This window comes from Aquabacterium sp. OR-4, assembly GCF_025290835.2.
Taxonomy (GTDB): Bacteria; Pseudomonadota; Gammaproteobacteria; order Burkholderiales; family Burkholderiaceae_C; genus Pseudaquabacterium.
This window is the reverse complement of record NZ_JAOCQD020000001.1, coordinates 315,147-339,313: the sequence shown is the minus strand read 5'-3', so window position 1 is coordinate 339,313 and position 24,167 is coordinate 315,147. Positions and strand designations below refer to the sequence as shown.

The 24,167-nt window shown below is 73.1% G+C and carries 19 protein-coding genes; 6 read left to right on the top strand and 13 right to left on the bottom strand.

Annotation, left to right across the window (positions count from 1 at the left end):
* The first annotated feature begins 17 nt into the window (after positions 1–17).
* Positions 18–599, top strand: a complete 582-nt coding sequence (locus N4G63_RS01360) for an HD domain-containing protein (protein WP_260789162.1) — start codon at positions 18–20, stop codon at positions 597–599.
* A gap of 22 nt (positions 600–621) precedes the next feature.
* Here N4G63_RS01360 and N4G63_RS01355 read toward each other — a convergent pair whose 3' ends face one another.
* Positions 622–882, bottom strand: a complete 261-nt coding sequence (locus N4G63_RS01355) for a VF530 family protein (RefSeq protein WP_260789164.1) — start codon at positions 880–882, stop codon at positions 622–624.
* 135 nt (positions 883–1,017) lie between these two features.
* Here N4G63_RS01355 and N4G63_RS01350 point away from each other — a divergent pair, with 135 nt between their 5' ends.
* Positions 1,018–1,311, top strand: coding sequence for an ArsR/SmtB family transcription factor (locus tag N4G63_RS01350; RefSeq protein WP_260789165.1), 294 nt, complete (start codon positions 1,018–1,020; stop codon positions 1,309–1,311).
* Positions 1,312–1,407: 96 nt separating this feature from the next.
* On the top strand, positions 1,408–2,160 hold the full coding sequence (locus N4G63_RS01345; protein WP_260789167.1) for an SDR family NAD(P)-dependent oxidoreductase: 753 nt from the start codon (positions 1,408–1,410) through the stop codon (positions 2,158–2,160).
* A 39-nt stretch (positions 2,161–2,199) separates the two neighbouring features.
* On the opposite strand, the gene N4G63_RS01340 is transcribed toward N4G63_RS01345, so the two are convergent.
* The 10 genes from N4G63_RS01340 to proC all read right to left on the bottom strand — a co-directional run bounded on the left by N4G63_RS01340 (position 2,200) and on the right by proC (position 17,201).
* On the bottom strand, positions 2,200–3,120 hold the full coding sequence (locus tag N4G63_RS01340; protein ID WP_260789169.1) for a LysR substrate-binding domain-containing protein: 921 nt from the start codon (positions 3,118–3,120) through the stop codon (positions 2,200–2,202).
* A 7-nt stretch (positions 3,121–3,127) separates the two neighbouring features.
* Positions 3,128–5,659 carry an EAL domain-containing protein gene (locus N4G63_RS01335; protein WP_314599255.1) on the bottom strand — a complete coding sequence of 844 codons (2,532 nt, stop codon included), beginning with the start codon at positions 5,657–5,659 and terminating at the stop codon, positions 3,128–3,130.
* Positions 5,622–8,195, bottom strand: coding sequence for an ATP-binding protein (locus N4G63_RS01330; RefSeq protein ID WP_314599254.1), 2,574 nt, complete (start codon positions 8,193–8,195; stop codon positions 5,622–5,624). The genes N4G63_RS01335 and N4G63_RS01330 overlap by 38 nt, the downstream gene beginning before the upstream one ends.
* A complete protein-coding gene (locus N4G63_RS01325) occupies positions 8,192–11,119 on the bottom strand; it encodes a response regulator (protein WP_260789172.1) in 2,928 nt (975 codons plus the stop codon). The genes N4G63_RS01330 and N4G63_RS01325 overlap by 4 nt, the downstream gene beginning before the upstream one ends.
* Before the next feature lie 7 nt (positions 11,120–11,126).
* The gene (locus N4G63_RS01320) at positions 11,127–11,666 is read right to left on the bottom strand and encodes a TOL_0243 family YfiR-like periplasmic protein (protein WP_260789174.1); all 540 of its coding nucleotides are present in this window, start codon (positions 11,664–11,666) and stop codon (positions 11,127–11,129) included.
* A gap of 28 nt (positions 11,667–11,694) precedes the next feature.
* Positions 11,695–13,731, bottom strand: coding sequence for a TonB-dependent receptor plug domain-containing protein (locus N4G63_RS01315; protein WP_260789175.1), 2,037 nt, complete (start codon positions 13,729–13,731; stop codon positions 11,695–11,697).
* 272 nt (positions 13,732–14,003) lie between these two features.
* The gene (locus N4G63_RS01310; protein WP_260789176.1) at positions 14,004–14,378 is read right to left on the bottom strand and encodes a VOC family protein; all 375 of its coding nucleotides are present in this window, start codon (positions 14,376–14,378) and stop codon (positions 14,004–14,006) included.
* 91 nt (positions 14,379–14,469) lie between these two features.
* Positions 14,470–15,057: a methionine biosynthesis protein MetW gene (gene metW, locus N4G63_RS01305; RefSeq protein ID WP_260789178.1), complete on the bottom strand. Its 588-nt coding sequence runs from the start codon at positions 15,055–15,057 to the stop codon at positions 14,470–14,472.
* A complete protein-coding gene (gene metX, locus N4G63_RS01300; protein ID WP_260789179.1) occupies positions 15,054–16,190 on the bottom strand; it encodes a homoserine O-succinyltransferase MetX in 1,137 nt (378 codons plus the stop codon). Before metX ends, metW begins: the two co-directional genes overlap by 4 nt.
* A 186-nt stretch (positions 16,191–16,376) precedes the next feature.
* Positions 16,377–17,201 carry a pyrroline-5-carboxylate reductase gene (gene proC, locus N4G63_RS01295; RefSeq protein ID WP_260789181.1) on the bottom strand — a complete coding sequence of 275 codons (825 nt, stop codon included), beginning with the start codon at positions 17,199–17,201 and terminating at the stop codon, positions 16,377–16,379.
* Positions 17,202–17,431: 230 nt separating this feature from the next.
* On the opposite strand from proC, the gene N4G63_RS01290 reads away from it, so the two are divergent.
* From N4G63_RS01290 to N4G63_RS01280, 3 genes are all read left to right on the top strand, one after another.
* Positions 17,432–18,700 carry a Glu/Leu/Phe/Val family dehydrogenase gene (locus tag N4G63_RS01290; protein WP_314599253.1) on the top strand — a complete coding sequence of 423 codons (1,269 nt, stop codon included), beginning with the start codon at positions 17,432–17,434 and terminating at the stop codon, positions 18,698–18,700.
* A 74-nt stretch (positions 18,701–18,774) separates the two neighbouring features.
* Positions 18,775–19,749 (top strand): Bug family tripartite tricarboxylate transporter substrate binding protein, encoded by a 975-nt coding sequence (locus N4G63_RS01285; protein ID WP_260789183.1) that lies wholly within the window; start codon positions 18,775–18,777, stop codon positions 19,747–19,749.
* 53 nt (positions 19,750–19,802) lie between these two features.
* The gene (locus N4G63_RS01280; RefSeq protein WP_314599252.1) at positions 19,803–20,294 is read left to right on the top strand and encodes an Lrp/AsnC ligand binding domain-containing protein; all 492 of its coding nucleotides are present in this window, start codon (positions 19,803–19,805) and stop codon (positions 20,292–20,294) included.
* Positions 20,295–20,347: 53 nt separating this feature from the next.
* Here N4G63_RS01280 and N4G63_RS01275 read toward each other — a convergent pair whose 3' ends face one another.
* Together N4G63_RS01275 and N4G63_RS01270 are read right to left on the bottom strand one after the other, a co-directional pair.
* Positions 20,348–23,041: a putative bifunctional diguanylate cyclase/phosphodiesterase gene (locus N4G63_RS01275; RefSeq protein WP_314599251.1), complete on the bottom strand. Its 2,694-nt coding sequence runs from the start codon at positions 23,039–23,041 to the stop codon at positions 20,348–20,350.
* A gap of 290 nt (positions 23,042–23,331) precedes the next feature.
* On the bottom strand, positions 23,332–24,096 hold the full coding sequence (locus N4G63_RS01270) for a YggS family pyridoxal phosphate-dependent enzyme (RefSeq protein WP_260789188.1): 765 nt from the start codon (positions 24,094–24,096) through the stop codon (positions 23,332–23,334).
* Positions 24,097–24,167 lie beyond the last annotated feature (71 nt).

The window sequence follows — 24,167 nt, the reverse complement described above, 5'->3', positions numbered from 1 at the left end:
ACCCGCCGCCGGCCCCCATGCAAGCCCACATCGACTTCATCCTCGAGCTCGACCGCCTGAAGGGCGTGACGCGCAAGACCAAGCCCGCCGGGCTGGACCGCTACGAGAACTCGGCCGAGCACAGCTGGCAGATCGCGCTGATGGCGCAAGCGCTGGCCCACCTGGCCGCCGAGCCGGTGAACCTGGCCCGCGTGGTGGAGCTGCTGCTGGTGCACGACGTGGGCGAGATCGACACCGGCGACACGCTGGTCTACGTGCAAGACGGCTGGGCCGAACGCAAGGCCGCCGAGCGCGCCGCGGTGCAGCGCATCTTCGGCCTGCTGCCCGATGGCCAGGGCCAGCGCTTTCTCGACGCCTGGCAAGAATTCGAGGACGAGGCCACGCCCGAGGCGCGTTATGCCCATGCGGTCGACCGCGCCATGCCCGCGCTGCTGAACCTGGCCAACCGCGGCCAGAGCTGGCGCGAGAACGGCGTCAGCCATGCCCGGGTGGTGGCGCGCATCGGCCCGCCGATTGCGGCCGGCTGCCCGGCGCTGTGGGCCTACCTGCGCGAGCGGCTGGATGCCGCGCTGGCCGAGGGCTGGTTCGGCGCGGCCTGAGCGCGCCGGGCCCGGCGCCGGCTCAACCGCGCGCGTTGCGCTGGCGCTCGCGCAGCATGAACAGGTACAGGCTCTCGACCTTTTCGCGCGCCCACGGCGTGCGGCGCAGGAACTTCAGGCTCGACTTGACGCTGGGCTCGAAGGCAAAGCAGCGCAGCGGGATGCGTTCATCGAGCCCGCGCCAGCCGTACTCGGCGCGCAGCGCCTCGACGATGGCCTCCAGCGTCAACCCGTGCAGCGGGTTGCGGGGCTGGGCAGGCGGTGGCGCGGCGGGGTCGGTCATCGGGGCCGATTGTCGCTGCGCCGGCCTGGCGCCCGCGGCCGGCGTGTTGGCCGGGCCGCGGCAGCCGGTGGTGCCCCCACTGCCGGTGCTGGCCCGGCCGCGGGGTGGGGTGCGACAGCGGACAATCGGGCGGCCATGGAACCCAGCCAGAACCTCGAGCTCAGTGAGCGCCAGATCGAACGCATCGCGCGTGCGCTTGCCGAGCCACGCAGGGTTCGGCTGCTTCAGGAGATCGGCAGCGCGGCGGGGGCCTGCCCGTGCAGCGCGCTGCAGCAAAGCCATGACGTGAGCGCGGCGACGATCTCGCACCACCTGAAAGAACTCGAGACCGCCGGGCTGATCCTGATGGAGCGCGACGGCAAGTTCATGAATCTGGTGCTGCAGCGCGACGTGCTGCAGGCCTATCTCGCGCGACTCGCACAAATCTGATCCGGCAAGGATGACCCCAGCGCACCCAAGGGCTCCTCGATAGTTAGACACTTATCTAACTGTCGATTTGACAGCGCACTTCCCAGGAGAAGGTTCATGAGCGGTTCGTTGCAAGGAAAGGTGGCCGTCGTCACCGGTGCATCCAAGGGCATTGGCGCCAGCATCGCCAAGGCGTTTGCCGCGCAAGGCGCGTCGGTGGTCGTCAACTACGCGTCCAGCCGGGCGGGCGCCGAGACCGTGGTGGCCGAGATCGGGCGGGCGGGTGGCCGGGCCATTGCGGTGCAGGGCAGCGTGGCCAAGGAGGCCGACGTCAAGCGCCTGTTTGCCGAGGCCCACGAGGCCTTCGGCCGACTCGACATCCTGGTCAACAACGCCGGCATCTACCAGTTCGGTGCGCTGGAGGAAGTGACCGAGGCCGAGTTCCACCGGCAGTTCGACACCAATGTGCTCGGCCCCATCCTCGCCACGCGCGAAGCCGTGAAGCGGTTTCCGGCCGAAGGTGGCAGCGTCATCAACATCAGCTCGATCGCCAGCGAGAAGGGCCTGCCGGGGGCCACGATCTACGGCGCGACCAAGGGTGCGCTCGACCAGGTGACCCGCACCCACGCGGTCGAGCTGGCGCCAAGAAAGGTGCGCGTGAACACCATTGCGCCGGGCGGCGTCGAGACGGAGGGCACGCACACGGCCGGCATCATCGGCAGCGCGATGGAGCAGCAGATGATTGCCGGCACGCCGCTTGGCCGCATGGGTCAGCCGGACGACGTGGCCGATGTCGCCGTGTTCCTCGCCTCCGACGCCTCGCGCTGGATCACCGGTGACCGCATCCGGGTGGCCGGCGGCTTTCGCTGAGCCGCAGCGCCGGGCCCGCACCGCGCGCCGCCCAAGCCCTCAGGACAGGCGCGTCACCCCATCCAGCCGGCAGGCATACACCGCGTTGCGCAGTGCCGCGATGGCCTCGTAGCGCGGGAAGCTGCGGCGCCAGGCCAGCACCACGCGGCGGGTGGGCGCCGGGGCCTCGAAGGCGATGTAGCGCACATGCTCGGAGGGCGCTTTCGGCACGCTGAGCACGGGCACCACGGTGATGCCCATGCCCGAGGCCACCATGTGCTTGATGGTCTCGAGCGAGCTGCCCTCGAAGCTCTTGCGGATGCCCTCGGTCTGGCTGGAAAAGCGCGCGAACTCGGGGCACACCTCGAGCACCTGGTCGCGAAAGCAGTGGCCGGTGCCCAGCAGCAGCATGGTCTCCTGCTTCAGCTCTTCGGCGCTGATGGCGCTGCGCTGGGCCAGCGGGTGGGCCGCCGGCACGGCCACCACGAAGGGTTCGTCGTACAGCGGCGCGATGGCCAGGCCGGTGTCTGGGAAGGGCTCGGCCATGATGGCGCAGTCGAGCTCGCCGGTGCGCAGCATCTCCAGCAGCTTGACGGTGAAGTGCTCCTGCAGGATCAGCGGCATCTGCGGCGTGTGCGCGATGACATGCTTGACCAGCTCGGGCAGCAGGTAGGGGCCGATGGTGTAGATGATGCCCAGGCGCAGCGGACCGGCCAGCGGGTTCTTGCCGCGCTTGGCGATCTCCTTGATGGCCTGGGCCTGCTCCAGCACCTGCTGCGCCTGGCGCACGATCTCGTCGCCCAGCGGCGTCACGCTGACCTCGGCGCCACCGCGCTCGAACAGCTTGATGTCCAGCTCTTCCTCGAGCTTCTTGATGGCCACGCTGAGCGTGGGCTGGCTGACGAAGCAGGCCTCGGCGGCGCGGCCGAAATGCTTCTCGCGGGCAACGGCGACGATGTAGCGCAGCTCGGTGAGGGTCATGCACCCATTATGGGAGCGGCGCCTCGCGCGCAAGGCCTTGGGCAAAGGCCTCGGCCGGCAGCGGCCTGGCGTATAGGTAGCCCTGGTGCACCAGGCAGCCGTGGCGGCGCAGGAAGGCGGCCTGCTCGGCCGTCTCCACGCCTTCGGCCACCACGCGCAGGCCCAGGTCGCGGCCCAGGCCGATGATGGCCTTGGCCAGCGCGCTGTCGCGCCCGCCGCGGGCGGCATCGACGACGAAGCTGCGGTCGATCTTCAGCTCGTCGAGCGGAAAGCGCTTGAGGTAGCTGAGCGAGGAGTAGCCGGTGCCGAAGTCGTCCAGCGACAGCGCGAAGCCGCGCGCGCGCAGCGCCGCCATGCGCCCGGCGGTGGCCTCGGGCTCGCGCATCAGCAGGCTTTCGGTCACCTCCAGCACCAGGCTGGCCGGCGGCAGGCCATGGCGCTGCAGCAGCGCGCTCAGGCGGTCGGCCAGCGTGGCGTCGGCAAAGCTGGTGGCGGCCAGGTTCACGGCCAGCGGCACCAGGGCCAGGCCGGCAGCGCGCCAGGCCGCCAGCTGGCGGCAGGCATGGTCGAGCACCCAGTCGGTGAGCGGGCCGATCAGGCCGGCCTCCTCGGCCACGGCAATGAACTCGCCCGGCGGCACCAGGCCGCGCTCGGGGTGCTGCCAGCGCACCAGCGCCTCGGCACCGGCCAGGCGGCCGACCGGCAGCGGGCCGTGGCCGCCATCGTCGTCGAACACCAGCTTGGGCTGGTAGTGCAGGCGCAGCTCGCCGTGCTCGATGGCGTGGCGCAGCTCGGTTTCCACGCGCAGGCGGCGCGTGGCCTGGGCGTCGATGGTCTCGTCAAAAAAGCGCAGCTGGCCGCGCCCGCGCGCCTTGGCGGCGTAGGCGGCCTGCTCGGCGCAGCGGGTCAGGCCGGCGGGGTCGGGGGCGTCGCCGGGGTACAGCGCAATGCCGATGCCGGCGCTCAGCACCAGCGGCGGCTGCGCCTCGGGCCCGGGCAGGGTGATCGGCTGGTGCACCGCGCCCAGCAGGCGCTGGGCCACCGCGGCGGCCGAACCCTGGCCGGCCAGGTCGGCGATCAGCAGCGTGAAGGCATTGCCGCCCACGCGCGCCACCACGCCGGCGCTGCCGCTGGCGCCGCTGTCGTCGTCGGCATCACTGGCGGCGGGCACCAGGGACGGCACGCCGGCCAGATCGGTGCCGCGGATCCAGCCACGCAGGCGCTCGGCCACCACCTGCAGCACATGGTCGCCGCCACCCCGGCCATAGGCGTCGTTGACGGCCTTGAACTCGTCGAGGTCCACATGCAGCACCGCGCAGTGCAGGCCCTGGCGGCGCGCGCGGTCGAGCGCCGGCGCGGCCAGTTCGCCAAAGAACTGGCGGTTGGGCAGGCCGGTCACGGCGTCGTAGTGCGCCAGCTGGCGGATGCGCTGCGCGGCCTGCACGCGCTCGGTGATGTCTTGCGTGATGCCTTCGATGGCCACGCGGCGGCCGCTGTCGTCGAGCAGCGGCATGGCCTGCTCGTGCAGGGTGCGCAGCTGGCCGTCCAGGCGCTCGATGCGGAACTCGATCTGGTAGGCGCAGCCCTCGTCGCGCAGGCGCCGGCGGGCCAGCGCCACGGCGTCGCGGTCGGTGGGCAGCACGCGTTGCAGCAGGTGGCCGGCGGTGGTGATCCACGGGCGCTCGTCGGACACGGCGGCGCCGTACAGCCGCGCCAGCTCGGGCGAGCATTCCAGCCCGCCGGCCGCGGTGAAGGCCCAGCTGCCCATGCCGGCCAGGCGCTGCGCCCGCGCCAGGCGTTCGCGGCCCAGGCGCAGGGTGTCGGCCGAGTCGGCCGCGCGCAGGGCGTAGCGCACGCGGTGCGACAGCAGCGTCCAGTTGATCGGCTTGGTGATGAAGTCGGTGGCGCCCTGGCTGTAGGCCTGGTCGATGGAGCCGGTGTCGTTCAGGCCGGTGAGCATCAGCACCGGCACGCGCGCGCCGCGCGGCAGCACCCGCAGGCGCTGGCAGACCTCGAAACCGTCCAGCCCCGGCAGCATCACGTCCAGCAGCACCAGGTCGAAATCCTGCGCGGCAAAGGCCGCCAGGCCGGCCTCGCCGTCGGGCGCGTCCACCACCTCGAAGCCGGCGTGGCGCAGCGTGCGGGCGGCCATGTGGCGCAGCATGCTGTCATCGTCCACCAGCAGCAGGCGCGGCACGGGGTTCGGGGCCGCCGCGGTGGCGCGGTGGCGTGCCAGCTCGGGCTGCAGCTGCTGCCACGCGGCGCCCAGCTGCGCCGGCAGATCGGCCGCCACCGGCGTGCCGCGGCGCAGCGCCTCCTCGGCCTCGCCGGCCAGCACCGCCAGCGCCAGGGCGCCGACGCTGGCGCCGCTGGACTTGAGCGTGTGCACCAGGCGCTGCAGGCGCGGCGCATCGGCCGCCGCGCTGGCCTGGGCAATGTGCTGCAGGGCCTGCGTGGTGGCGGTCTCGAACATGGCCAGCAGCTCCAGCGCGTAGCCGGGGTCAGAGCCGTCGGCCACCATCGGCAGGGCGGCCAGCACGGCAGGGTCGAAGATCGGCGCCGACGCTGGCGCCGCTGGACTTGAGCGTGTGCACCAGGCGCTGCAGGCGCGGCGCATCGGCCGCCGCGCTGGCCTGGGCAATGTGCTGCAGGGCCTGCGTGGTGGCGGTCTCGAACATGGCCAGCAGCTCCAGCGCGTAGCCGGGGTCAGAGCCGTCGGCCACCATCGGCAGGGCGGCCAGCACGGCAGGGTCGAAGATCGGCGCCGGCGCGACCGGCGTGGGGGCCGGGGCGAGGGCCGGGGCGAGGGCCGGGGCACTGGCCGGCCCCGGGCCTGCCGCGTCGGCCGGCCCGCCCGGCGCCCGGGCGGGGGCCCAGCGCGCCACGGCGGCCAGCAGGCTGGCGGCCAGCACCGGCTTGCTGAGAAAGTCGTTCATGCCGGCGGCCAGGCAGGCCTGGCGGTCTTCGGCAAAGGCATTGGCGGTCAGTGCCACGATCGGCACCCGCCGGCCGGCCGGCCCGGCGGCGCCGGCACGCAGGCGGCGCGTGGCCTCCAGGCCGTCCATGCCGGGCATCTGCCAGTCCATCAGCACCAGGTCGATGCGGCCGGCCTCGGCCAGCCGGGCCATGGCCTGCAAGGCATCGGCGGCCTCGGTCACGCGGCAGCCGGCGTGCTGCAGCAGGCCGCTGACGATGGCGCGGTTGAGCGGGTCGTCCTCCACCACCAGCACATGGCTCAGGCGCTCGAACTCGCCCTGGCTCAACAGGGCCAGCGGGGCGGCGGGCCGCACCGGCGCGCCGAGCGGGCATGGCGCGCTGGACGCGCTGGACACGCGGGGCCCGGCGTGCGCGCCGATGCGGCTGACCAGCGCCGCGCGGGTGACCGGCTTGATGACCTCGCGCGCCAGGTGCAGGCGGTCGCGGGCCAGGTTCGACTCGAGGCAGAAGTCGGCCGTCATCGCGATCACGCGCTCGGGCGCCACCGCGTCGACGGCGGCTTCCAGCAGCTCGTCGGCCGCGGGTGCATCGGCGGCCAGCAGCAGCCAGGGCGCGGGCGCGCTGTCCGGCGCACTGCGCAGCCAGGCACCCAGCTCGGCAGCGCTGCGGCAATGCAGGGCCTGGCAACCCAGGCGCTGCAGCATGGCCTGCAGGCCTTCGGCAGCGGCCGCGTGCGGCTCGACATAGGCCACCCGGTGGCCCAGTGCCGCCGGCTCGGGTGGCGCCTGCTGCGCGGGCGGCAAGGGCAGCTCGAAGCTGAAGCAGCTGCCCTGGCCGGCCTGGCTGTGCACCTGGATCTGCCCGTGCATGGCCTGCACCAGCTGGCGCACGATGGCCAGACCCAGGCCGCTGCCGCCAAAGCGGCGGTCGGCCCCTTCGTCGCCCTGGCGGAAGGGCTCGAACACATGCGCCAGCGAATCGTCGGCAATGCCCACGCCGGTGTCGGACACGCTCAACCGCACCGTGTGGGCCGCGCTGCCCGGCGCCACGCGCAGCACCACCTCGCCGCGCAGCGTGAACTTGACCGCGTTGCCCAGCAGGTTGAGCAGCACCTGGCGCAGCCGCGCCTCGTCGCCATGGCGCCAGGCCGGCAGCGCGGGGTCGACCACGCAGGCCAGGGCCAGGCCCTTGGCGCGCGCCGACAGCGCCGCCGTGGACAGCGCCGCCTCCACGCACTCGACCAGATGGAAGTCGGCCGCATGCAGCGGCAGCTGGCCGGCCTCGATGCGCGACAGGTCGAGGATGTTCTCGATCAGGTCGAGCAGGTTGCGCCCGCCCTGCTGGATGGCATCGACCAGCTGCGCCTGGGCCTCGCGGGCCAGCGACTCGGCACGCAACAGCTGGGCGGCGCCGATCACGGCATTGAGCGGCGTGCGCAGCTCGTGGCTCATGTTGGCCAGGAAGCGGGTCTTGGCCAGCGAGGCGTTCTCGGCCTGCTTGCGCATGGCCTCGGCCTGGGCTGCGATCAGGCGCAGCTGGGCCTGCGACTGGTACAGCTCGGCCATGCCCCTGCTCACGCGCCGTGCCGACAGCATCAGCACCGTCAGGCCGAACAGCAGCAGCAGCGCCAGCACCGACGCGCCAACGCCGCCCTGGCCGGCGCCGGCGGCCACGGAGGGCGGCAGCAGCATGCCCAGCAGAAACAGCTGCAGCGCCAGCGGCTGGGCGGCCATGGCCGGCAGCGCGGCCGCGCACACGATCAGCAAGGTGGCCACCATCAGCGTGCTGCCCGGCGCCCAGGGCTGGGCCAGCACCAGCGCGGGCCCGTACGACCAGCACAGCGCCGACACCAGCGAGCCCAGCTCGAACAGCCAGCGCCAGCGCCGCGGCGCCAGCGTGTCGGCCGGCCAGCTGCGGTGGCGGAAGGCCAGCCAGCTGCCACCGCGCAGCAGCATGGCCAGCAGCATCAGCCCGGCCCAGTGGCCGTGGCCGATGGGCCCGAGATGCGGGCGCAGCGGGCCCATGAAGGCCAGCAGCGCCAGCAGCGACATGCCCAGGCTGAGCGGCAGGCGCTCGTAGGCGCGCCGCAGCAGCGCGTCGTCGGCGGGCGTGGGTGCGGTGGCGGTCTGCGGGTTCATGACACCAGGGGCAGGTCCGCGCCAAGCCGGCCGGCCGCCGGCGAGGCCAGGTAGGCCTCGATGGCCTGCAGGGTGTGCGCATGGGTCTGGCCCACGCGCTCGCGCCAGTCGGCGCCCGGCAGCTGGCCGCCGCGCAGGCGCAGCTCGCCCTCGGCAGCCAGCGCCGACAGCGCCAGTGCGCCCACCTGGGCGCAGGTCGACTTCAGCGTGTGGATGCCGCGCAGGGCGGTCTTGTGGTCACCGCCGTCGAGCGCCGCGCTCCAGTGCGCCAGGGTCTGGCGGCTGTCGATCAGGAACGAGGACAGCACATGGGCCATGAAGGCGGGATCGGAGCCATCGGCCACCATCGGCAGCGCGGCCAGCACCTGGGGGTCGAACAGCGGCGGCTGCGTGGCCTGCGGCGGCGCGGGCGGTAGGGTTGATGGTGGCTGGGCCGGCGCGGCCGGGGCGGACAGCGCGGCCACGGTGGCGGCCACGGCCGGCTGCGGCTGCGGCTGCGGCTGCGGCTGGGGCTGCGGCTGGGGCTGCGCGGGCGGTTGCAGGTGGCGCGCCAGCATCTCGGCCAGGCGGGCCGCGGTGATCGGCTTGGCCAGGTAGTCGTCCATGCCGGCGGCCAGACAGGCCTCGCGGTCGCCCGACAGCGCATTGGCGGTCAGCGCCACGATGTCCAGCGGCGCCGCGGTGCTGCCGGCGGCGCGCTCGGCGGCCTCGCGACTGCGGATGGCGCGGGCGGCCTCGTAGCCGTCCATCTCGGGCATCTGGCAGTCCATCAGCACCAGGTCGAAACGGCTGTCGCCGGCCAGCCGGGCCAGCGCCTGCAGGCCGTTGTCGGCGGTGGTGACGCGGCAGCCCAGGCCTTGCAGCAGCGCGGTGGCGATCTCGCGGTTGAGCGGGGCGTCCTCGACCAGCAGCACCCGGGCGTCAAAGCGCGGCGGCACCGCCGCGGCCGGCTGGGTGCCGCTGCGGCGCGGCCGGCGCGGCGCGAACAGGCGCTCGAGCAGCGCCGCCAGCGCGCTGCGCGTGACCGGGCGCAGCAGCACGCCGTCGGCCTCGCGCTCGTCGAGCGCCACGTCGCCGCCGGTGTGCATGGGCACCAGCGTGACCAGGCGGGTGGCCGTGCCGCAGCGCTGGCGCAGCGCGCGCAGGCGTTCGTCGGTGCCGGCGGCGGGCAGGCGGCTGTCGATGACCACCAGGCCGAAGGCATCGGGCGCGGCGATCAGCGCGGCGTCCAGCGCCACCTCGCCCGGCGCCTCGAGCACCTGGGCACCGGCGGCCGCCAGCAGCTCGGCCAGCGCGGCGCGGGTGGCGTCGTGGCGCACGCCCAGCAGCACGCGGGTGCCGGCCGGCACCCGGCCGCGCGGCGGGGCCACCTGGCCAGGCGGCGGCGCGCACTCGCGCTCGGCCAGCTCGACCCAGAAGCTGCTGCCCTGGCCGGCCGCGCTGGCCAGGCCCACCTGGCCGCCCATGCGGTCGGCCAGCTCGCGGCAGATCACCAGGCCCAGGCCGGTGCCGCCGTACAGGCGGGTGGTGGTGTTGTCGGCCTGCATGAAGCGCTGGAACAGCCGCGCCTGGGCGGCCGGCGCCACGCCAATGCCCGAATCGGTGACCGACAGGCGCAGGCGCCGCCCCGCAGGATCGGCGCTGGCCCAGGGGCCGGCGTCGGGCTCGGCCACCAGCGATTCAAGCGCGATGACGATCTGGCCGCTGTCGGTGAACTTGAGCGCGTTGTTCAGGAAGTTGGTGAGGATCTGGCGCACGCGGTGGCCGTCGCCACGCACGAAGTCGGGCACGCCCGGCCCCAGCCGGCACACCAGGGCCAGGCCCTTTTGCGCCGCCTGCGGCGCGAACAGCAGCGTGGCCTGCTCGAGCAGCTGGGCCGGGCTGTAGGGCTCGTCGACCAGCTCGAGCTTGTCGGCCTCGATCTTGGACAGGTCGAGCACATCGTTGAGCAGCGCCAGCAGCGACTCGGCCGACTGGCGCAGCGAATCAGCGTATCGGCGCTGGGTCTCGGTCAGCGAGGTGGCCTGCAGCAGATCGGCCATGCCGATCACGCCGTTCATCGGCGTGCGGATCTCGTGGCTCATGTTGGCCAGGAAGCGGCTCTTGGCCACGTTGGCGGCCTCGGCCTGCTCCTTGGCGGTGCGCAGCTGGGTGGTGCGCTGCTCGACCTGCTGCTCGAGGCGGTCGCGGTGCTGCTCGAGCTCGTTCTCGCGCGCCTCCAGCTCGCCCAGCATGGCGTTGAAGCGCGCGGCCAGCTCGCCCACCTCGTCGCGCTGGTCGAGCTGCACGCGGCGGCCGTGGTCGCCGTCGGCGGCCACCGCGTCGGCGGTCTGTGCCAGTTGCAGCAGCGGCTGCGAGATCGAGCGCTGCATGCGCACCGCCAGCGCCATGGCCACGGCAAAGGCCAGCAGCGAGCTCAGCGAGGCCATGCCCAGGCTGGCCAGCGTGTCGCGGCGGGCGCCGGCCAGATCGGCCACCAGCAGCACCTCGCCGATCACCTCGCCGTCCTGGCGCACCGGGTGGCGCAGATGCAGATGGTGGCCATCGTCGTCGGCATGCTGCGGCGCTGTGGTGATCGGTGCTGCCGAGGCGCCGCGCGCGGCCCGCGGCGCACGGCGCGGATGCAGCGCGAACACGCGGCCATCGGGCAGCGTGATGCGCGCCTCCAGGATCTCGGGCCGCGCGCTCAGCCCGGCCAGCGTGGCCTGGGCGGCCTCGGCGTCGTCAAAGCGGATCGGCGCGGCGCTGGTCTCGGCCACGATGGCGGCAATGCTGGCCAGCTGCGACTCCACCGCCGCGCGCCGCGAGCGCAGATCGGCGGCGGTGAACAGCAGCAGGTTCAGCACCAGGCCGATGGCCGCGGCCAGGCCGATGCACACCAGCAGCTTGGTGCGGATCGGCAGGTCCTTGAAGCGCATGCTCATCACGGCCTCACGGGCGCACATTGCGCGCCAGGCGCAGCAGGTTGGCGCTGGCGCGCAACTGCGCGGCGTCGAGCGCCGGGCGGCTGATGTCGAAGCGGATGCGGCCGTCCTCCAGCGTCACGCCGATGGCGCCACCGGCCTCGGTGAAGCCGGCGCCGTCGCCCACCGCCAGCACCGGCTCGCCGGCCACGGCGCGCAGCATCGGCGCCTGGCGGCGTTCTTCGGCCTCGGCGATGAACAGCACATGGCAGCCGCGCAGCTCTTCCACGCCCAGCACGCGGCGCAGCTGGGTGGGCCGGCCGTGCAGGCTGCGGCCGTCCAGCGTGGCCACCGCGGCGGCCAGGCTCTCGCGCCCGGCCAGGCAGAACACGAAGGGCGCCTCGCGGCTGGCGAACGCGCGCTCGGGCCACTCGACATAGCGCGCAAAGTTCACCAGTGCGGCAGCCTTGGCCTGGGCCTCGCCCAGCGCCGGCTGGGCCCGCGCACCGGCAAGGGCCAGCAGCAGCGCTGCCATCAGCAACGCCGGCGGCAGCGAACGCCACGCCATCGGTGCCATGTCCGGGCTGCGCTGCGGCTCAGAACTGCCAGAGCGCCTTCACATGGCCGCTGCGCGGCACCTGCAGCGTGGGCGAGGGCAGCAGCTCGGGCGCGCCCTCCACATGGCGGCGCTGCAGCAGGTTCTCGCCCATCAGCGACAGCGTGAGCCCCGGCCGGGCACGCCAGGCCAGGCGCAGGTCCAGCGTGGTGTAGGCCGGCACCGGCTTGACGCCGGTGGCGCTGATGGCCGAGGCATGGCGCAGCCGGGCGTCCACATCCACCTGGCTGCCCAGGGCCAGCGTGCTGCGCAACGAGGACAGGCGCTCGGGCGTGCCGCCGGCCTGGCTGAGCGCCGAGCCGATGGTGACCGGGTCGCTGCTGTTGCTGCCGACATGGGTGTTGACCAGCGAGACCATGGCCTGCACCCGCCAGCCGCGCAGCACGCGCCAGTCGAGCACCAGCTCGCCGCCACGGGTGCGGCCGTGCAGGTGGTTGCCCGGCGTGAGGTACTGCACCACATGCGGCACCGGCGTGAACTCGAAGCTCTGCGCCCCGGTGGCGCCGCCGGTGAGCTGGGTGTAGCGGTTGCTGAACAGCGCCAGGTCCAGCGCCAGGCTGGGGCCGAACTGCTGGCGAAAGCCCAGCTCGCAGGCCACCACGCGCTCGGCATCGAGCGCCTGGTCGGGATGGGTGGTGCTGCGCAGCAGCACCGGCGGCACCGGCGGGCTGGCCGGCGTGACGCGCAGGTCGACCTGGATGTCGCGCTCGGCGCGCGAGGGCGTGCGCACCGCACGCGAGGCGGCGCCCCACAGCGTCTGCGTGGGGTTGGGCGTCCAGGCCAGGCGCAGGTGCGGCTGCGGCTCCCAGCCGGTGAAGCTGTTGTGCTCGATGCGCGCGCCCACGGTGGCGCGCAGGGTCTGCGGCAGCAGCGTGATCTCGTCGTTGACGAACACGCTGGCCACGGTGAAGTTGCGCTTCGGGTTGCGGAAGCTGAACAGCCCCGGCCCTGAACCCACGCGGTCGCGCGACGTGCGCCAGGTGGCGCCCAGCACCAGATCGTGCGCGCCCAGCGGCCGCGGGCGGTGCTGCACGTCCACATCGACGGTGGCGCGGTGCTGGTCGAAGAACTGGCCACCGCTGATCCGGTCGGTGGCCAGATAGCTCTGCACCACGGTCTCGCTGCCATCGCTGCCCAGCAGATTGGCGCGCGCCAGCAGGTGGGCGGTGTTGGTGCGCTGCACGATGTGGTTGACATCGCTGCCGGTGGCCGACACCAGGTTGGCGGTGTACCAGCGGTCGCCGGCGCTGTTGTCCGACAGGCTGCCCGACAGGCTCAGCGCGGTGCCGCCGGCCAGCGTGAGATCGGCCCGGAAGCCGGCCCGCGTGGTGTGCCAGTCGTCATTGGCCGGCGCGCCGCTCAGGTCGTCGAAGTGGGTGGCGTCCTGGTGGCTGAACCAGGCGCGCCAGTGGCCGCTGGCGCCGGCCAGGCCGCTGCCGCCCGCGCCACCCAGCGTGCCGCCATGGCGCAGGGCCAGCGAGGATCGCTCCAGCGTGCCGGTGCCGGCCGCCAGCAGCGTGCCCTGGGTGTTGCGCGCGGGCCGGGTGAGGATGTTGATCACGCCGTTGACCGCATTGGCACCCCACAGCGCCGCGCCGGGGCCGCGGATGACCTCGATGCGCTCGATGTCCTCGATCAGCGTGCCCTCCATCTCCCACAGCACGCCCGAGAACAGCGGCGAGTAGATGCTGCGCCCGTCCATCAGCACCAGCAGCTTGTTGGCAAAGCGGCCCGAGAAGCCGCGCGTGCCCACCGCCCAGCGGCCGCTGGACAGGCGCTGCACCTCGACCCCCGGCGCCAGGGCCAGCGCGGCCGGCAGGCTGCTGGCGCCCGAGCGCTCGATGTCCTCGCGCGAGATCACGTACACCGCCGCGGCCACGTCCTGCACCGCCTGCGCCTTGCGCGACGCGGTCACCACATCGGCCTTGAGCAGGTCTTCCAGGCTCAGCTCGGCCGGCGCGGCCTCGGCGGCGGGTGGTGGCGCCGCCTGGGCACAGGCGGCCAGCACGGCGGCCATCAGGGCGGCCAGACGGGGGGTCAGGGATGGGCAGGCAGGCATGGGCGTCGCACCGGCAGGTGGTCGGAGTACGACGGGTCTTCGGCCGCGGCGCCCGCGAATTGAGCGCCCGGCCGATCTGGTCCGCTGCCGGTGGCCGGGCCGTGCCGGATCTGACAGTTCAGCCGGCCACGGCGACGCTGGCGGTGCGCGCGGTACCGGCGCTGCGCGCGGCGCGGGCCGGCCGCCTGGCCGCGGGTCCGCGCATCAAGCCATCCGGACAACCGGCCCGCTCAGCCCATGCAGAAGAAGTTGAGCTTGTTGCCGTCGGGATCGCGCAGGTAGCCGGCAAAAAAGCCGCTTTCGCCGCGCGGGCCGGGCGCGCCTTCATCGGTGGCGCCCAGGCCCAGCGCGCGGGCGTGGGCGGCCACCACCTTGTCGCGGCTGTCGAGGGCCAGCGCCACCATGGTGCCGTTGCCCCAGGTGGCCGGCAGCTTGTTGAAGGGCTTCATGATGCCCAGCGCCGGCTTGTCCATGCCGGAGCCCCAGGCGTAGCCGTTGCCGTCGAACTCCATGATCCGGTCGATGCCCAGCGGCTCGAGCAGGGCGTCGTAGAAGGCCTTGGCGCGCGGCAGGTCGTTGGTGCCGAGGGTGACGTAGCCGATCATCTGCAATCTCCAGGGGTTGGGGGAGCCGCCTTGTAGCGCGGCCGCCCCGGCCGGCGCCATCCCGATGATGGGGCCCCGGTGCGGCGCGGGCTCAGCGCCCCTCGAACCTGAACACCGCCACGCTGGCCATCAGGTTGGGCTGGCGGCGCACCACGCGGCCGGCGTGCAGGCCGAAGCTGTCGCGGATCTGCAGGCCGTTGCGCCGCGCCAGCACCTCGAAATCGGCAAAGGTGCCGACGCGGATGTTGGGTGTGTCGTACCACTCGTAGGGCAGCGCGCGTGTCACCGGCATGCGCCCGCGCAGCACGCTCATGCGGTTGGGCCAGTGCGCAAAGTTGGGAAAGCTCACCACGCCGCTGCGGCCCACGCGGGCGGTCTCGCGCAGCATCTTCTCGGTGTTGCGCAGGTGCTGCAGGGTCTGCAGCTGCAGCACCACGTCGAAGCTGCGGTCGTCAAACAGCGCCAGCCCTTCCTCGAGGTTGAGCTGGATGACCTCGACGCCGCGGCGCGCGCAGCCCAGCACGTTCTCGTCGTCGAGCTCCACGCCGTAGCCGGTGCAGCCCTTGGCGGCCTTCAGGTGGGCCAGCAGCGCGCCGTCGCCGCAGCCCAGATCGAGCACGCGGGCGCCCTGGGGCACCAGGTCGGCAATCACCTCCAGCTCGTGGTGCAGGCTGCTCATCGGGCGATCCCCCGTGCAATGCGCTCGAAGGTGGCGCGCAGCACGCCGTGGTAGCGCGGGTCTTCGAGCAGAAAGGCGTCGTGGCCGTGCGGTGCGTCGATCTCGCTGTAGCTCAGCGCGATGCGGTTGTCGACCAGGGCCTTGACGATCTCGCGGCTGCGCGCCGGCGAGAAGCGCCAGTCGGTGGTGAAGCTCACGATGGTGAAGCGGATGTCGCGCGCCGGCGCAAAGGCCGCGGCCAGGCTGCCGCCGTGCGCACGCGCGGGGTCGAAATAGTCGAGTGCGCGGGTGATCAGCAGGTAGGTGTTGGCGTCGAAGTACTCGCTGAACTTGTCGCCCTGGTAGCGCAGGTAGCTCTCGATCTGGAACTCGATGTCCTGCGTGCTGTAGGCCAGCTCGGCCTCGCGCAGGCTGCGGCCGAACTTGGCCTCCATCGAGTCGTCGCTGAGGTAGGTGATGTGGCCGATCATGCGCGCCACGCGCAGGCCGCGCTTGGGCACCACGCCGTGGGCGTAGAAGTGGCCGCCGTGGAAATCGGGGTCGGTGATGATGGCGCGGCGCGCCACCTCGTTGAAGGCGATGTTCTGGGCGCTCAGGTTGGGCGCGGTGGCCACGGCCACGCACTCGCCCACGCGCCCGGGGTGGCGCAGCGTCCAGCTCAGCGCCTGCATGCCGCCCAGGCTGCCGCCCAGCACCGCGGCCAGGCGCTCAATGCCCAGGCGGTCGAGCACGCGGGCCTGGGCGTCGACCCAGTCTTCCACAGTCATCACCGGAAAGTCGGCGCCCCAGGGCCTGCCGGTGGCGGGGTTGGCGTGCATCGGCCCGGTCGAGCCGAAACACGAGCCGGGGTTGTTGATGCCGATGACGAAGAAGCGGTTCGTGTCCAGCGGCTTGCCCGGGCCCACCAGGTTGTCCCACCAGCCCTCGCTCTTGTCCTTGCCGGCGTGCGTGCCGGCCACATGGTGGCTGGCATTGAGCGCGTGGCACACCAGCACCGCATTGCTGCGCGCGGCATTGAGGGTGCCGTAGGTCTCGATGACCACGTCGTAGGCCGGCAGCGTGGCACCGCTGCGCAGCGGCAGCGGCGTGTCGAAGTGCAGGGTCTGCGGTGTGACGTGCCCGACGGAGGCCATGTGTGCGTGTGTGCCCGAAAAGACAAAACCCGGCACCGCAAAGCGGACACCGGGCTGGGCGTCCCTCTTTAGCGGCATTTGATTAAGCGCCCGCAATCCGGAACAAATCGGCGCTGTGGGCGCGGAGTATAGCCAGCGGGGCCTGGCGCCGCCGGCTGCCGGCGCGGCAGCACAGCGCTCAGGCGCTCAGCCGAACTCGTCGCCCAGCTCGGCGGCGCGGCGCTGCGCGGCCTGCACCGCGCGGGCGATGGCCTCGGCCACGGCGTCGCCGCGCATCGATTCGAGCGCCGCGTAGGTGGTGCCGCCCTTGCTGGTGACACGCTCGCGCAGCAGCGCGGGCGGCTCGTCGCTGGCCGCGGCCAGGGCGGTGGCGCCGTCAAAGGTGGCCAGCGCCAGCTGCTGGCCCTGCTCGGGCGTCAGGCCCATCGCCTGGGCCGCGGCCACCATGGCCTCGACGAAGTAGAAGACATAGGCCGGGCCCGAGCCCGACAGCGCGGTCACGGCATCGAGATCGGCCTCGCGCGCCACCCACAGCACCTGGCCGGTGGGCGCCAGCACCTGCTCGACCTGCGCCCGCTCGGCGGCGGTGACGCCCGGCGTGGCATACAGCCCGGCGATGCCGCGGCCGATCAGCGCCGGCGTGTTGGGCATGCTGCGCACGATGCGCCGGGCACCGGTGGCGCGCGCGATCGCATCGCTGCGGATGCCGGCCATCACGCTGAGGTGCAGCGCCCCTTGCACCTGGGCGGCGCAGGGCGCGGCAGCATCCTTGAACAGCTGCGGCTTCACCGCCCACACCACCAGCGCGGCGCTGGCCAGCGTGGCATCGGCCGCGGCCAGCGTGCGCACGCCGAACCCGGCCTGCAGCCTGGCCCGCTGCGCCTCGCCGGGATCCACCACCAGGATGCTGGCCGGCGCGCGGCCGCTGTTCACCAGCCCGCCGATCAGCGCGCTGGCCATGTTGCCGCCGCCGATGAAGGCGATGCAGTCGGGGTCTGGCGAAGAAGTCATGGGCGGCAGTCTACCCAGCGGCATACCTCATCGCTTTGGCGCCGCGGCGGCCGCGCGGCATGTTGCGCCGCGTCATACCCGCACCGTCCGCAGGCAATGCATTCGGCGCATAACCTCCCCCAGGCCACGGTGCGGCGCCTACATTGCGCGCCCAGCGCCCCAGCGGCCGGCCCACAAGGCCACGCCCCTGCCGCGCCCAGGACTCCCAGTACCAACCGGACAAGAAGACCATGACCCTTTCCTACGTGCATCCCACCTCCGACAGCCCCTGGGGCACCTACCTGGCCCAGGTTGACCGCGTGCTGCCCTACCTGGGCCCGCTGGCCCACTGGGGCGAGACGCTCAAGCGGCCCAAGCGCTCGCTGATCGTGGACGTGCCGATCGAGCTCGACAACGGCACCGTGGCGCACTTCGAGGGCTACCGCGTGCAGCACAGCCTGACCCGCGGCCCCGGCAAGGGCGGCGTGCGCTACCACCCCGACGTGACGCTGGAAGAGGTGATGGCGCTGTCGGCCTGGATGAGCATCAAGAACGCCGCGGTCAACCTGCCCTATGGCGGCGCCAAGGGCGGCATCCGCGTCGACCCCAGGCAGCTCAGCCAGAAAGAGCTGGAGAAGCTGACCCGCCGCTACACCAGCGAGATCGGCCTGATCATCGGCCCGCACCAGGACATCCCGGCGCCCGATGTCAACACCAACGCCCAGATCATGGCCTGGATGATGGACACCTACTCGATGAACACCGGCGCCACCGCCACCGGCGTGGTCACCGGCAAGCCCATCCACCTGGGCGGCAGCCTGGGCCGGGTGAAGGCCACCGGCCGCGGCGTGTTCGTCACCGGCCGCGAGGCGGCCCGCCGCATCGGCCTGAACCTGGAAGGCGTGCGCGTGGCGGTGCAGGGCTTCGGCAACGTGGGCTCGTCGGCGGCCGAGCTGTTTGGCCAGGCCGGCGCCAAGATCGTGGCCGTGCAGGACCACACCGGCACCATCGCCAACGCCCAGGGCCTGGACCTGGCCACGCTGGTGCCGCATGCCCGCCACAGCGGCGGCGTGGCCGGCTTTGCCGAGGCCGAGAAGATCGACGACGAGGCCTTCTGGGACGTGGCCTGCGACATCGTGATCCCGGCCGCGCTGGAAAACCAGATCACCGCCACGCGCGCGGCGCGCCTGAAGGCCCGCCTGGTGCTGGAAGGCGCCAACGGCCCCACCGGCCAGGCCGCCGACGACGTGCTGGCCGACCGCGGCATCCTGGTGGTGCCCGACGTGATCTGCAATGCCGGCGGCGTGACGGTGAGCTACTTCGAGTGGGTGCAGGACTTCAGCAGCTTCTTCTGGACCGAGGACGAGATCAACGTCAAGCTCGACAAGATCATGGTCGGCGCGCTGAAGAACATCTGGGACACCGCCGACCGCCACCGCATCAGCCTGCGCACCGCCACCTTTGCGGTGGCCTGCGAGCGCATCCTGATGGCGCGCCAGGAGCGCGGGCTGTACCCCTGAGCCCAGGCCGCCGGCGGGCCGGGCCGGCGGCGGCGCCACAATCGTGGCTTCGCCGCTTTCGCCCCTGCCCTGCCATGCGCCGTCGTCCCCTGCTGCTTGCCCTGGCCTGCGCCCTGCCGCTGGCCGCCACCGCCCAGACCGCCGCCCCCGCCTGGCCCACGCAGCCGGTGAAGATCGTGGTGCCGGCGCCGGCCGGCTCCAGCCTCGACATCGTGGCGCGGCTGCTGGCCGACAAGCTCAAGGACAAGTGGGGCCAGCCGGTGCTGGTGGAACCCAGGCCCGGCGCCGGCGGCATGCTGGGCGTGGACATGGCGGCCAAGGCCACGCCCGACGGCCACACGCTGGCGCTGGGCTTCAACGGCCCGGTGGCCTTTGCGCCCTTTCTGTACAAGAAGATGCCCTACGACCCGGCGCGCGACCTGGCGCCGGTGGTCATGACCACCAGCCAGCCCAATGTGCTGGCGGTGAGCGCCGCGGTGCCGGCTAAGACGGTGAAGGAGTTCGTCGACTGGGCCAAGGCCCGTGCCGGCAAGGTGAACTACTCGTCGCTGGGCAATGGCAGCTCGGCGCACCTGACCATGGCGCTGTTCATGACCGAGGCCGGCTTCCAGGCCACCCACATCCCGTTCAACGGCTCGCCGCCGGCGGCCTTTGCGCTGGCCCAGGGCGAGGCCGATGCCAGCTTCATGACCGCGCCGGCCCTGCTGGCGCATGTGAAGTCGGGCAAGGTGCGCATGCTGGCGGTCAGCGCCGCGCAGCGCCCCGACAGCCTGCGCGACGTGCCCACGCTGGCCGAGGCCGGCTTCCCGCAGGTGGAATCGCTGGCCTGGAACGGCCTGTTCACCGCCGCCGCCACGCCGCCGGCCGTGATCGCGAAGATCAATGCCGATGTCAACGCCGTGCTGCGTGATCCGGCCGTGAAGCTGCAGTTCGACCTGCAGGGCCTGACGCCGGTGGGCGGCACGCCCGAGTCCTTCAAGCGCACGCTCGAGAGCGACGCCAGGCGCTGGGGCGCCATCATCCGCGCCACCGGCGTGACGCTGGATTGAACCGCCGCCGCAGCGGCAGCCCGGCGCCGAACCACCCCCAGCCCGAACCGCCCATGGCGACCGCCGACGACGACAGCGCCCCCGAGCGCCACCTCGACAAGATCGACCTGCGCATCCTGCGCCAGCTGCAGACCGATGGCCGCATCAGCAACCTCAAGCTGGCCGAGGCGGTGCACCTGTCGCCCACCGCGGTGCTCGAGCGGGTCAAGCGCCTCACGCGCGAGGGCTACATCCTGGGCTACGAGGCGCGGTTGAACCCGGCCAAGCTGGGCGCCGGGCTGCTGGTGTTCGTGGAGGTGCTGCTCGACCGCACGGTGCACGACGTGATGGACAACTTCCGCGCCGCGGTGCAGGTGCGCCCCGAGATCCTGGAATGCCACCTGGTGGCCGGTGGCTTCGACTACCTGCTCAAGACCCGCGTGGCCGACATGGCGCATTACCGCGAGTTCATCGGCACGGTGATCTGGACCCTGCCCGGCGTGCGCGAGACCCGCACCTATGCGGTGATGGAAGAGGTCAAGCACACCACGCTGCTGCCGATCTAGCCGCCGCCGCCGGCGGCGGCGCTGCCCGGCGGCGCGCCCCGCGCAGAGCCCGGCTATTGCAGGGTCGGGCGCGCGCCGGCGGCCTGTCCGCGCAGCCAGGCGGTGGTGGCCTCGGCGCCCAGCGGCCGCGCCAGGTGGAAGCCCTGGCCCAGGCCGCAGCCCAGCTGGCGCAGCTGCTCGGCCTGGTCCGGGGTCTCGATGCCCTCGGCCACCACGGTCTTGCGCAGCGCACTGCCCAGCTGCACCACGGCCGCCACCACCGCCGCCTCGTTGCTGCCCCGGGCCATGTCGCGCACGAAGGCGCGGTCGATCTTGAGGCTGTCGATCGGCAGCTGGGCCAGGCGGCTGAGCGAGGAGTAGCCGGTGCCGAAGTCGTCCACCGACAACTGCACGCCCAGCGCGCGCAGGGCCTGCAGGTTGGCCTGGGCGGCGTCCAGGTGGGCCATCACGGCGTCTTCGGTCAGCTCCAGCGTCAGCCGGCGCGGGTCGAGGCCGGTGTCGTCCAGCACCTGCTGCACCCGTGCCAGCAGGCTGCGGCTGACCACGTCCAGGCCCGACACGTTGACGCTGATGCCCAGCCCGGCGCAATCGGGCTGCTGGCGCTGCCACTGCACCAGCTGGCCGCAGGCCCGGCGCAGCACAAAGTCGGTGAGCGGCGCGATCAGGCCCGACTCCTCGGCCACCGGAATGAACTGCGCCGGGCCGATCGCACCGTCGACCGGGTGCTGCCAGCGCAGCAGCGCCTCGAAGCCGATGAGCGCCCCGCTGGCCAGGTTGAACTGCGGCTGGTAGACCAGCTGCAGCGCGCCGGCATCGAGCGCCTGGCGCAGCTCGAGCTCCATGCGCAGGCGCTGCGACACGCGCGCATGCTGGCCGTCGTTGAACAGCGCCCAGCGCCCGCGGCCGGCGGCCTTGGCGGCGTACATCGCGGTGTCGGCATCGCGCAGCGCCTGCTCGGCCGTGTCATAGCCCTGGCTGCTGAAGGTGATGCCGATGCTGGCGCCGGCGGCCAGGCGGTGGCCGGCCACCTCGAAGGGGCGGCGCAGCGCGTCGAGCAGGCGCTCGGCCAGCGGCAGCGCGTCATGCTCGGCCACTGCCGCATCGGCCGCATGCGGCAGTGGCAGCAGCAGCGCAAACTCGTCGCCGCCCAGGCGCGCCACCACGTCCGACGGCCGCAGATGGCCCTGGATGCGGCGCGCCAGCTGCACCAGCAGCTCGTCACCCGCGGTGTGGCCCAGGCTGTCGTTGACCAGCTTGAAGCGGTCGAAGTCGACGAACATCAGCGCAAAGCCGGCCCCCGCGTCGCGCCGCGCACGCGCCACCGCGGCGTCCAGCACCTCCAGAAACTGGCGCCGGTTGGGCAGGCCGGTCAGGCTGTCGTGAAAGGCCAGGCGCTGCAGGCCGGCCTCGGCCTGGCGGCGCGCGCTGACATCCTGCAGCTGCACGATCAGCCGCGGCGCGGCGGCGTCCGGCCCGGGCGCCGCCAAGCCGTTGACGCCGCCCGCGCCCTGGGCCGGCGGTTCGTCGTCCCCCCCGTCCGACCGGGCGCTGCTTTCGGCAAACGGTGCGCCGTGCACCAGCACCCACAGCGTGCGGCCATCGCGGTGGCGGCAGCGCAGCTCGACCTGGAAGCTGGGGCCCGCGCCGGCTGTGTCCGGTGCCACGGGCGTGCCAGGCGCGGCCGGGGTGGTGGCCTCCACCGGCTCGGCGGGCCCCGGCGCCGCGGTGGCCGCCAGGTGCCGCGCCAGGCGCTCGGCATCTTCGGGATGGGCCAGCTGCTGCAGGGTTTCGGGCAGTGGCTCCTGCTCGCCCAGGCCGAACAGGCTGCGCAAGGCCGGGTTGACCTGCTGCAGCCGGCCCTGGCCGTCCAGCAGCGCCATGCCGATGGCCGCCTGCGTGAAGGCGCTGTGAAAGCGCCGCTCGCTGGCGCGCAGTGCGCGCAGGTGGCCGGCGGCGTCGGCCGCGGCCCGCTCGGCCACGCCGCGCATGGCCTCGGCGGCCTCCTGCTGCAGAAAGTAGTAATGCAGCGCCAGCAGCAGCAGGCCCAGCACCGGCACGACGGCCATCAGCACGCCGATGCCCGACTGCCGGTAGGTGAGCAGCAGCAGCGCCGACACCGCCGCACTGCCGGCATAGGCCACGCCCACCCAGCGGAAGGCGGCCAGGTGGCTGCGCCACTGCAGCATGGGCTCGCCGCGCTTGAGCCGCGGCACCGCGGCCACCAGCTGCGTGCCCAGCACGAAGTAGGCGGCGGCCACGCCCAGCATCAGCAGCACCAGAGCGGCCGCACCGGGGCGCGGCCAGCGGGCCAGCGCCAGCTGCAGCAGCGTGCCGCTGGCGCTCATGGCCAGCATGCCGGCGGCGGGGCTGAGGATGCGGCTGGTCCAGCGCCGCGAGGTGCGCCACGAGCCCACCAGGGCCTCGGCGCCCGCCGCCAGCGCCGCCGCGGCCGGGCCCAGCGCCAGCAGCAGCAGGAACAGGCAGACCTCGCTGGCCACGAAGCTTTGCCGGGTGCCCGGGATGCGCACCGGAAACAGCCCCGCCAGCACCGCGCAGGCGGCGCCCAGGCCGATGGCCAGCCAGCTCAGCGCCGGCAGCGCCGCCAGCGCCACCAGGTTGAACACCAGCACGCCCGCGCCCGCCAGCACCACCGCCCACCAGTACGCCGTGGCGGCGCGGTTGTAGTCGGGCATCAGCGCCGCATGCAGGCGCGCCCAGGCGCTGGCCTGCGCCGGCCGGCCGCTCATGCGCGGCGACCGGGCGGCAACAGGATCCGGGGGCTCTGGATCGGCATCACGGGCATCAGGGCAAACGGCATGGGATCGGCGCGGCATCGGGCGGCCGGGGCCCGGCGGGCGTGCGCGGCCACACCGGGACTGTCCGCGTCGCGGCGAAGTTACCTTTGTTCACACCCGAGCGACTGTGACTTTGTGCGCTGCCTGCGCCGCAAATGCAGCGGGCGTGGGCTGGCAGCGACGCTTCGCCGTCCCCCGCCAGGGCCACCGGGGCAGCCCGCAGCGAAACGGATGCCAGCCACTCAGGCGCCGGCGCCGCCCCATTTGCAGGGCGAAGGCTCGCCACGCGGCGGTGCGCTGCGGCCGCCGAAGATGGCCGTGCCCACGCGCACCAGGGTGGCGCCCTCGGCAATCGCGGCCTCGAGGTCGGCGCTCATGCCCATGCTCAGCGTGTCGAGCCGGCTGGCGCGGCCGGCCTGCTGCAGCTGCGCATTCACCGCGGCCATCAGCTCGCGCAGCGCGCGGTGCGGCGCGCGCTGCGCCGCCGCATCGCCCGCCGGCTCGGGAATGGCCATCAGGCCGCGCAGCTGCACCCGTTCGGCCGGCAGCGCCGTCACGGCCAGCGCCAGGGCCGCGGCCTCGGCCGGCAACACGCCGCTCTTGCTGGCCTCGCCGCTGATGTTGACCTGCAGGCACAGCTGCAGCGGCCCCAGCGGCGGCGGGCGCTGCTCGGCCAGGCGCTGGGCGATCTTCAGGCGATCGACCGAATGCACCCAGTCGAAGGCCTCGGCCACCGGCCGCGTCTTGTTGCTCTGCAGCGGGCCGATCAGGTGCCACTGCAGCTGGCGGCGCAGATCGGCCAGCGTGGCGATCTTGTCGAGCGCCTCCTGCACGTAGTTTTCGCCGAAGCTGCGCGCGCCGGCGGCAAAGGCCTCGCTCACCGCCTCGGCCGGGAAGGTCTTGCTCACCGCCAGCAGTGTGACCTCGTCCACCGGACGGCCGGCCGCTGCGCAGGCCGCGGCGATTCGTTGTTGAACTTGCTGCAGGTTGCCGATAACGCTGGTCATAATCAATCAGAGGGGGCGGCGCGCGCTCCCGGGCAACCCATCCCGATCCAATCGACAGGGGCCGCGGGCGC